10 protein-coding genes are annotated in these 9,097 nt (G+C 69.6%); 2 read left to right on the top strand and 8 right to left on the bottom strand.

Annotated features, from left to right (window positions below; all coding sequences use genetic code 11):
* The 5 genes from WBA11_RS19355 to WBA11_RS19335 all read right to left on the bottom strand — a co-directional run.
* On the bottom strand, positions 1-268 hold a 268-nt coding region (locus WBA11_RS19355; RefSeq protein WP_424522267.1), incomplete at its 3' end, for a carboxypeptidase-like regulatory domain-containing protein.
* A gap of 102 nt (positions 269-370) precedes the next feature.
* A complete protein-coding gene (locus WBA11_RS19350; protein ID WP_424522266.1) occupies positions 371-700 on the bottom strand; it encodes a hypothetical protein in 330 nt (109 codons plus the stop codon).
* A 48-nt stretch (positions 701-748) separates the two neighbouring features.
* The gene (locus WBA11_RS19345) at positions 749-1,144 is read right to left on the bottom strand and encodes an SCP2 sterol-binding domain-containing protein (protein WP_424522265.1); all 396 of its coding nucleotides are present in this window, start codon (positions 1,142-1,144) and stop codon (positions 749-751) included.
* 174 nt (positions 1,145-1,318) lie between these two features.
* The gene (locus tag WBA11_RS19340; protein WP_424522264.1) at positions 1,319-2,845 is read right to left on the bottom strand and encodes a T9SS type A sorting domain-containing protein; all 1,527 of its coding nucleotides are present in this window, start codon (positions 2,843-2,845) and stop codon (positions 1,319-1,321) included.
* 68 nt (positions 2,846-2,913) lie between these two features.
* A complete protein-coding gene (locus tag WBA11_RS19335) occupies positions 2,914-5,223 on the bottom strand; it encodes a CDC48 family AAA ATPase (protein WP_424522263.1) in 2,310 nt (769 codons plus the stop codon).
* Between the two features lie 244 nt (positions 5,224-5,467).
* On the opposite strand from WBA11_RS19335, the gene WBA11_RS19330 reads away from it, so the two are divergent.
* On the top strand, positions 5,468-6,187 hold the full coding sequence (locus tag WBA11_RS19330; RefSeq protein ID WP_424522262.1) for a bacteriorhodopsin: 720 nt from the start codon (positions 5,468-5,470) through the stop codon (positions 6,185-6,187).
* Between the two features lie 43 nt (positions 6,188-6,230).
* Here the strand turns inward: WBA11_RS19330 and WBA11_RS19325 are convergent, their stop codons facing one another.
* The 3 genes from WBA11_RS19325 to WBA11_RS19315 form a co-directional block, all read right to left on the bottom strand.
* Positions 6,231-6,920, bottom strand: coding sequence for a hypothetical protein (locus WBA11_RS19325; RefSeq protein WP_424522261.1), 690 nt, complete (start codon positions 6,918-6,920; stop codon positions 6,231-6,233).
* A 71-nt stretch (positions 6,921-6,991) separates the two neighbouring features.
* Positions 6,992-7,630, bottom strand: coding sequence for a YkgJ family cysteine cluster protein (locus tag WBA11_RS19320; protein WP_424522260.1), 639 nt, complete (start codon positions 7,628-7,630; stop codon positions 6,992-6,994).
* Positions 7,630-7,911, bottom strand: coding sequence for a hypothetical protein (locus WBA11_RS19315; RefSeq protein ID WP_424522259.1), 282 nt, complete (start codon positions 7,909-7,911; stop codon positions 7,630-7,632). Before WBA11_RS19315 ends, WBA11_RS19320 begins: the two co-directional genes overlap by 1 nt.
* Positions 7,912-8,036: 125 nt before the next feature.
* On the opposite strand from WBA11_RS19315, the gene WBA11_RS19310 reads away from it, so the two are divergent.
* Positions 8,037-9,097, top strand: a 1,061-nt coding sequence (locus WBA11_RS19310) for a Na+/H+ antiporter NhaC family protein (RefSeq protein ID WP_424522258.1), incomplete at its 3' end; no start/stop codon positions are given.

Here is a 9,097-nt window from a genome sequence, read left to right as displayed (position 1 = left end):
GGCTACGCGTCTGGCGCAGGTCCACGAACCCGCGCCAGGTATCGTAACCGACGAACGAGACGACGACCGTTGCGGTGTCGGCGGGGAGACCGCGCAGCGCGAACCTGCCGTCGGCGTCGGTCGCTGCGGCGGCCTCGAGGACGCGCACGGCAGCGCCGGGCAGGGGGGCTCCGGTGGCGGCGTCGGGGACGCGCCCGGAGAGCGTTTGAGCGGAGACCGTACTGGCGAACACGCCGAGGACGACCGCTAGAGAGCGGAGAGATACCATGGAGACCGTCGCGTCGGCCGCGTCGGCGGCCTGGAACCAGTCGGGCGGTTGCGCGCCCGAACGTGCCCGTCCTCCGGCTGCGCGACGGCAGCCTGGACGGATCTACGCGACGGCCGGCGGCCCTCGGGCCGGCGTCGACGCCCGGCGATAGTCAGCGTACGCCTCCGTTGCAGCCACTTGTCCCTCCGCGGCCGCCTCGAGGTCGAGTGCAAGTCCGGCCTCGAGGACGACGCTACTCAGCCCGGCGCAAACAGCGCAGTCGAGGGCGTGGAGGTCGCCGTCGACGCACGGGGCCTGGACGCCGTCGGCGTGGTCGGTGTGCTCGGTCTGGCCCTCGGCCCACTCGAGCGCGTGGTGCGCCTCGTGCGTCCACGACGCGCCGATCCCTCCCACGAGGGCGACGAGAAGGAGCAGGGACGGAAGGCGACGCACGATTCTACAAACGTACGTCGTCGCGCTTCGTGCCACAGGGCAGCGGATTCACCCTTTCGTCGTTTCCACGGACGCTGCACACGCGACCAGCGCCTTCGCGGCCTTGGCGTGCGACGCGATCTGGGCCATGCTGCCGGTCAGCTTGAGCTTCCCCAGCATCATGCCCATAACCGGGTCGAGCGTCTGCGCGAGCACGTCGTCCCAGACCGCCCTCGAGGCCGCGATCTCGAACGGGGCCTCTGCGGTCGAGGCGTCCTCACCGGTCTTCGTCCCGTGGCACTCGCCGTGGCGCAGGTCGAGCCAGACCTCGAGGCCGTCGCCGTCGGTGCGGGCGACGAACCGGATGGCGCCGTCCCACGTCCGCGCGGCCTCTCGGTAGCTCTCGCTCGCGTTGAGCGCGTCGCAGACGGCCGAGGCCCAGGCGGGGGAGAAGAAGGCAGGCACGGCGGAGCAGGTTGGGTGTGGCGAAGGTAGGCGCGGCCTCGAGGGCGAGCGGAATGTGTATGGAAGAGGAGAGGCGTGCCGGCTGGCCGCGTCCAGCCCGACGCCTGGTCATGGCGGCTTCGTCCTAGAGCTGCCTCTCGACCTCGAGGGCGCGTCTCGACAGCCCGTCCCGTGCTACCGGGCGACCGTGAGTTGCGCCGTCCGTGTCGAACGCGCCGTCGCCACGCGGATCACGTAGACGCCCGGTGGCAGGACCGACACGTCGAGCGGCACCTCTCTTGTCCCGAGCCCCGCCCTCGAGGGCGCCGATTGCACCACGCGCCCGACCACGTCGAACACCGTCACGGTCGCCGGCACGGCCTCCGTCGTCTCGAACGACACGGTCGCCGACCTCGAGGCCGGGTTGGGAGCGAGCACGACCTCGAGGTCGAGGTCTCCTCCATCCTCGGACGCGACGTTGTTGAGGGCCGCCACCACGAGCTCGTCGCTGAGCTCGCTCGTGTTGCCCGACGCGTCTGTCGCCGTCATCGTCATAAACTGACCGGCCGGGACGGGCTCCGCGAGCTCGACCTCGAAGGCGACATCGCCTCCGCTGTCCGTCACGACCTCGAGGGCGCCGACGTACCGTTCGGCCTGGCTGTCGTCGGCTTGGCTGGCGAACACCTCGACGCGGTAGGTCGCGCTCGGGACCGAGTTCAGGGTCCCTCGCACCACGGTCGTGCCCGTGTTGGCGACGGTCACAGCCTCCGTCACGACGGGGTAGTTCTGGCCGCCGTTGGCGCCCGCGTCCCGGTCGTCGGTGTCGTTGCGTGACCTCCCATCGTCTCCCAGGTCGATGGCCAGCTCGTCGTTGCCGAAGACGACGTTGCTGAAGAACGAGTTGCGAATCGAGGTCGATTCCTCCACCTTGACGCCGTTGCCAACGTTGACGGCGATCACTTTTCCCTCGCCCGGCTCCGTGCCACCGACGAGGGTGCCCGTCGCGCCGAACTGCAGCTCGATCCCCTCGTCTCCGTTCCCCATCGGGCTCGCCCCGTCGGCGGCCACGCCGATGTAGTTGCCCTGGATCACGTTGTCACTCGCGTCGATCCCAAACCCGTCGATGTCGACGCCATCGTTGCCGTTGCCCGAAATGAGGTTTCGGGCAGAGACCGTTGGGCCACCGACGACGTTGCCGGGCGACTCGATGTCGACCCCGTCGTCGCCGTTGGGTCGGGCGAGCGTTCCCGTCACGTCGGTCCCGACGTAGTTGCACCCGAACGTGTTGCCTCCAGAGCCCTTGACGTCGAACCCGTCCCCATCGAACCGGTTGATGACCAAGCCGCGAACAGTCGAGCCGCCTCCTGAAATGAACGTCAAGCCGTCGATCTGGACCCCGGCTCGCTCACCGTCGAGGACGATCATGAGCGTCGCCGGCCACGTCGAGCAGTCGGCTCCCGGCTGGGACAGTCCGTCGAGGACGACGGCCTCGCTGATGTCGGGGAGGGAGAAGGTGGGCGCGATGGTGAACGGCCCGGTCCCAGGAATCGCGAACGCGATGCGGTCCGGCCCTCCAGCCGCGTTGCGCGACCGGTTCGCGTCCGAGATGGCCTGTCGTAGAGAGCCGTCTCCACTGTTGTCCGTCGTGGTGACGGTGAACGTCGCTTGCGCGAGCGAGGGGGACGCTACGAGAGCGGCGAGAACGAAGGCGCGAACGAGCATGGGTCTCGGGGAAAAGGGGCGGCCACACGAGCCGCTCCTCTACCACCGAGATCCCAGCCGAAATCGGCTCAGCCCTCTTCCGACGGCGTGATCTGGAAGCCGATGGGCCGCGTGCCGCGCGGGTCCTCCTGCTTGAGCTGCTTCCGCATCCGCTCGTACTCCTTCTCGACCTCGGGCGTCACGCTCGGTCGGACGTCCTCGAGGGCGGCCTCGAAGTTGGCGGCGGTCACGGTCACGGCCTCGAGGTCGGCCCGGAGGGCGAGCAGGCCGGCCTTGCGGACCAGGTTCTCGAGGTCGGCGCCCGAGAACCGCTCGGTCCGGTCAACTACGGCCTCGAGGTCGACATCGTCCGCGAGCGGCATCGAGGTCGTCTGGATCTGCAGGATCTTGAGGCGGCCGGCGGGGTCGGGGACGGGCACGTAGACGATCTCGTCGAACCGGCCGGGGCGCAGGAGCGCCGGGTCCAAGAGGGTCGGGCGGTTGGTGGCGCCGATCACGATGACGCCCTGAAGCTCTTCCAGGCCGTCCATCTCGGCGAGGAGGGTGTTGACCACGCGCTCGGTCACGTTCGAGTCGCCTTGGCCGCCGCCCCTCGAAGGCGCCAGCGCGTCGATCTCGTCGATGAAGATGACCGTCGGCGAGACTTGGCGGGCGCGCTTGAACAGCTTCGAGACCTGCTTCTCAGACTCGCCGACCCACTTGCTCAGCAAGTCACTCGACTTGGTCGCGATAAAGTTGGCCTCGGCCTCTCGGGCGACGGCCTTGGCCAACAACGTCTTGCCGTTGCCGGGGGGGCCGAACAGCAGGAAGCCGCGCGCCTGCCGGATGCCCAGCCGCTCGAACGCCTCGGGATGCTTGAGCGGAAGCTCGATCCCCTCCTTGAGCTGGGACTTGGTCTCCTCCAAACCGCCGATGTCGCTCCAGCCGACGTTCGGGACCTGAATCTGAATCTCGCGCAGCGCCGACGGCTGAACGCGTCGCAGCGCGTCGTCGAAGTCGGCGTCCCGGACGACGAGCTCGTCCAGGATCTCGGCCGGGATCTCGTCCTCATCGAGGTCGATCTCGGGGAGCAGGCGCCGCAAGGCGGAGATCGCGGCCTCGCGGGCCAACGCTCCGAGGTCGGCTCCGACGAACCCGTAGGTCGTCCGCGCCAGCACATCGAGGTCGACGCCCTCGGCGAGCGGCATCCCTCTCGTGTGGATGTTCAGGATGTCGCGCCGACCTTGCGTGTCGGGCACGCCGATCACGATCTCGCGGTCGAACCGTCCCGGACGGCGGAGCGCCTCGTCGATGGCGTCGGGCCGGTTGGTCGCGCCGATCACGACGACGTTGCCGCGGCCCTCCAGGCCGTCGAGGAGCGTTAGGAGTTGGGCGACGACGCGGCGCTCGGCCTCGCCCGTCTCGTCCCTCGCGGGCGCGATCGAGTCGATCTCGTCGATGAAGATGATGGCCGGCGCGTTCTCGGCGGCTTCCTCGAACACGCCCCGCAGGCGTTCCTCGGACTCGCCGTAGTAGCGGCCCATGATCTCGGGGCCGTTGATGACCGAGAAGTGGGCGTTGGTCTCGTTCGCGACGGCGCGGGCGAGGAGGGTCTTGCCGGTCCCGGGCGGGCCGTACAGCAGCACGCCCTTGGGCGGGTCGATGCCCAGGCGTGCGAACAGCTCGGGGTGTTTGAGCGGCAACTCGATCATCTCGCGGACCTGGTCCACGGTGTCGCCCAGCCCGCCGATGTCGTCGTAGGTGATCCCGACCGGGCCGTCGCCGGAGGTCGGCTCCTGGTATTCGGGCAGGAGCTCGATCTCGGTCTGCTCCGTGACCTGAACCACGCCCCGCGGCGACGTCTGCGTCACGATCAGGCGGATCTCCTGCAGGCCGAACGCTCGCTGCTGGCCGAACAGCCGCTGGGCGACCTCGGGCGGCAAGCCCGGGATTCCGTCCTGCGGGCCGGGCTGAGAGCGGTAAACGCTCGTCGAGACGGTGTCGCCCGATACCAACGGCCGCCCCAAGAGCGTCCGCAGGAGCGCCTGCCCCCGGCCGTTGAGCCGGACGCCTGGCTGGGCCGGTGCCAACGTCACCTTCGCGGCTGGTTGGACCTGGGCCACCGCGACCTCGACGTGGTCCCCCATGCCGACGCCGGCGTTGGCGCGGAGGAGGCCGTCGAGCCGGATGATGCCGAGCCCGGCGTCGGCGGAATACGGGGGGATGGCGATCGCCGCCGTCGTGTTCTTGCCGCGCAGCTCGATTATGGCGCCGGGCGCGATGCCGAGCTCGGCCAGGGCTTCCTGGCTCAGGCGGGCCACGCCTTTGCCGACGTCGGGGTTCTGAGCACCGGCAACTTGGAGCCGGACGGTGTCTGTGGCAGTCGGGACTTCGGCCATGTCTGGATAGAGAGTTTGGCCGCTTCCACGAGACCGCGCGTGTGGGGTTCGCGTGTCTCTTGGCCCTCACCGACGTTTCAGGGACCGCCGACCTCGAGGTCGAGACTTCGTTTCAAAGCGACCGCGCGTCCTCGAGGACGAGACGGCGCCTGTCCGGTCTTCGAATTCGGGGGATTCCTTAATGCTCGTCGCTGAGGGGCCTAGCTGGCGGAGACGTGTTCCAGAGGCTCTCCCCGCTCCACCTATGGACTTCGATACCGCGCTCTACGTCGTTTACATCGCCTGCATGGCCGGCGGCGCTCTTCTGTTCGCGTCATGGGCTCGAAACCCCAAGGGTGTGCCGGTCTGGGAGTACATCGTGGCGACCGCGATCCCCGTGTGGTCTGGGCTCGCCTACCTCGCGATGGCGTTCGACTACGGGACCGTCGAGATCGCCGGGCAGACGACGTACTGGGCACGCTACGCCGACTGGGTCGTGACCACGCCGCTCCTGCTCGTCGCCCTGTGGATGACGGCGACGACGCGGGCGGACAAGAGCAAGCACGTCCCGACGCTGGTCACGATCGTCGTGGCGGACATCGTGATGATCCTGTCCGGGCTGATCGCGGACTTGTCTGTCGGCACGCCTCGGCTGGTCTACTACGGCATCGGCGTCGCGGCGCTCGTCGTCATCTTCGTGGTCGTGTGGGGGCCGCTCCGGCGCGTGGCCCAGGCCCAGGGCGACGAGGTCGGGAAGACGTACACGACCGTTGCGGGGTACCTCGCCCTGTTCTGGATCGGCTACCCGCTGACGTGGGCGCTCGGGCCGTCCGGGCTCGGCGTGGTGGGCCAAGGTGTCGACACGGCGCTGTTCGTGCTGCTGCCCATCTTCTCGAAGGTCGGGTTCAGCATCCTGGACCTGTCGCTCTTGCGCAAGATGGACCACGTCGAGGAGCCACAGCTCCAGGTCCAGCCGGCGCTGTAGCCGTCCTCGAGGCCGGTGGTCGCGACCTCGAGGACGCGCCTCGCTAGAACGAGAACGACACGCCGAGATACGGCACGAGAAGGTCCGTCCTCGAGGTCCGCGGGTACAGGTCGATGGTCCCGTCGGTGAACCGGTCGATGTCGCCGCGGCCGAGGTACGTCGCTTGGCCGCCGACGAGGTAGCGGACGCGCGCGTCGAGGGCGACCGACGTGGGCCGGCCCTCATCGGAGAACCCGCGGTGCAACGTCACGAGCACGCCCGCGCCCCCGCCGTAGACCAGGGCCAGGTCGTCGAAGTTGGTTGAGGAGAGCGGCTCGCCGTAGTCACTGTAGAAGTCGTCGTCGCCGACGGACGTCTCGGTAAACAGGTACGAGAGTCCACCGACGGCGTCAGCGTAGGGGCGGACGCCGCCGCTCGGGACTTGGAGCCGGAGCACAGCCAAGCCCTGCACCAAGTTGTTCGAGGTCGCGACGCCGACCCGGACGTCGGGGATCGTGAGCGACAGCGGTACCTCTCGTCGCTCGTAGCCGTAGAGCGACGCCGCGCCCTCGAGGCCGAGGGCGACCGGGCTCCCGGGCACGGCGTAGAACGCGCCGACGGACAGGCCGCCGCCGACGGCGTCGAGGGCGTCGGCGAACTCGCCTTGGGGAATGGCAGCCAAGCCGGAGACGGAGACGGACGGTTGGGCCGTGGCGACCGCGGCGACGGCGGCCACGAGGAGCAAGGGGCGCATAGCAGGAGGGGAGTGAGCACACCCCATAGCCGCATGGACTCGGGCTCAGGCAACGCGCGCTTTCGAGGCCGTCACGTCGAGGGCGGGGCGTCGGCGGCGTCGAGCCAGGCGTGCAAGAGCTCGAGGTGCCGGTCGATCCGGTCTTCGAGGTCCCCGGAGGACTCCTCACCCTCGAGGGCGGCGTCCACGTCGAGGACGGGCGGGGGCTTCCCGGGGTCGGCGCCGTCGGCCTCGAGGGCGACTCGGAGGCGGCGGAGGACCGCCGCGTAGCGCCACGCCGCCCGCTCGTAGGGCGCCGTGTCTTGGGACGCGAGGTAGTTCGCGACGGCCCCGTCGGTCCCGTACTCGCCCTCCGTCTCCGGGTGCGCGCTCAGCTCGGGGAACGACTCGGAGCCGTCGGTCGCCCCGGTCCACACGAGGGGGTAGAGCCGGCAGGCGAGCGGCCGGCCCCGGTGGACCCGGCACCCGCCGTCGAAGAAGACGCACGCCCCGCCCTCCGCCTGGCGGAGCAGGTTCGTCTCGGGGTGGACGTAGCGGTCGAGCACGTCGGTCGTCGAGGTCCCGAGCGCGTCGGCCAGCCGGGCCGTTTCGTACGGGCCGACTCGGATCCCCTTGTGGTAGCAGCACCGGCCGCACCCGCGGCACGTGTACGAGAACGCGCTCTCCCGCGTGCGCAAGACGGGGAGCAGGTGGAGGTCGTGCTCGGCCACTACCGGTCCGACCGGCGGACCTCGAAGACGGCGTACGGGGGGCCGAGCTTCATGCTCGTGAACGCGCCCGGCTTCGACAGCTCCTCGAAGACTTCCTCCGAGATGCGGACCGACGCGACCGGCCGGTCGCCGCTGCGGTCGTAGAACTCGAGCTTGGGATAGACGAACGAGACCTCGTCGCCGGCGGCGAGCGCGGCGGGCGCGCCGAGGCCGAGCGCGAGGGCGCCGGCGGCGCGCTTGAGGCTCTCGCGACGGGAGAGGGGGGAACCAGGTTCAGACATGGGATGCGGGAGGTGGACAATGGTCATCCGCAATCGAGGGCGAACGGGGATCACCGCCCTCGAGGACGACCACGCGCTCGTCCCGTCCTCGAGGCCGTACCATCGGGGCGTCCTCCCCCGCGCCCGTGCCCGAGATCGACCCGACCTGGACCAGCCTGCTCCCGCCCCTCTTGGCCATCGGATTAGCGATCGGCACGCGGCAGGTGTACTTGTCGCTCGGAGCCGGTGTGTGGCTCGGGTTCACGATCCTGAACGGTTGGGACCCGCTCGCCGGACTGGGCGGCGCCATCGAGGGCGTGGTCGGCGTGCTGGGCGACGCGGGCAACGCGCGGGTCATCCTGTTCACGTTGGTGATCGGCGCACTGATCGCGACCGTCGAGGCCGGGGGCGGCGTCAAGGGGTTCATTCAGTCGCTCGAGCGGCGCGGGTGGGCGTCGTCGCCGAGGGGCGCGCGGCTGCTGTCGTTCCTGGTCGGCGTGGTCATTTTTATCGAGTCGAACATCACGGTCTTGGTGGCCGGCGCCGTCTCGAGGCCGCTGTTCGACCGGCAAAAGCGATCGCGCGAGATGCTGGCGTACCTCATCGACTCGACCTCAGCGGCGGTCTGCGTGCTCATCCCGCTCAACGCGTGGGGCGCCTACGTGCTGCAGCTCTTGAGCGAGCAGGGCGTCGAGGACCCACTGGGCCTGTTCGTGTCGTCGATCCCGTACAACGTCTACGCCTTGGCGGCGGTCACACTCGCGGGCTTCGTGGCCGTGACCGGCTGGCGCTTCGGTCCGATGAAACGGGCCGAGGAACGCGCCGAGCGAGGCGAGCGCTTCGATCCCGGAGCGGCACCCGACGTGGACGAAACGGCGTTGGTGCCGGAGCCGATCGGGGCCATCCCGCCGCGCGTCATCAACATGCTGCTGCCGTTGGGTGTGATGGTGGTGATGATGCCGGTCGGGCTGTGGATTACCGGCGGCGGCGACGTCCTCGAGGGCTCCGGCTCGACGAGCGTGCTATGGGCCGTGCTCTCCGGACTCCTCGTCGCCTGGGTCCTGATGCTGACGCAGCGCGGGATGACCGTCGAGCAGCTCACGACGACCGGCCTGAAGGGTGCCGGCGGAATGCTGGGCATGGCGTTCGTGCTGCTGCTCGCCTTGGCGCTCGGTGCGATCACACGAGAGCTCGGCGCGGGCATCTA

Origin of the sequence: Rubrivirga sp. (assembly GCF_049648075.1) — a bacterium.
GTDB lineage: Bacteria > Bacteroidota > Rhodothermia > Rhodothermales > Rubricoccaceae > Rubrivirga.
This window is presented reverse-complemented; position numbering and strand designations above follow the sequence as displayed.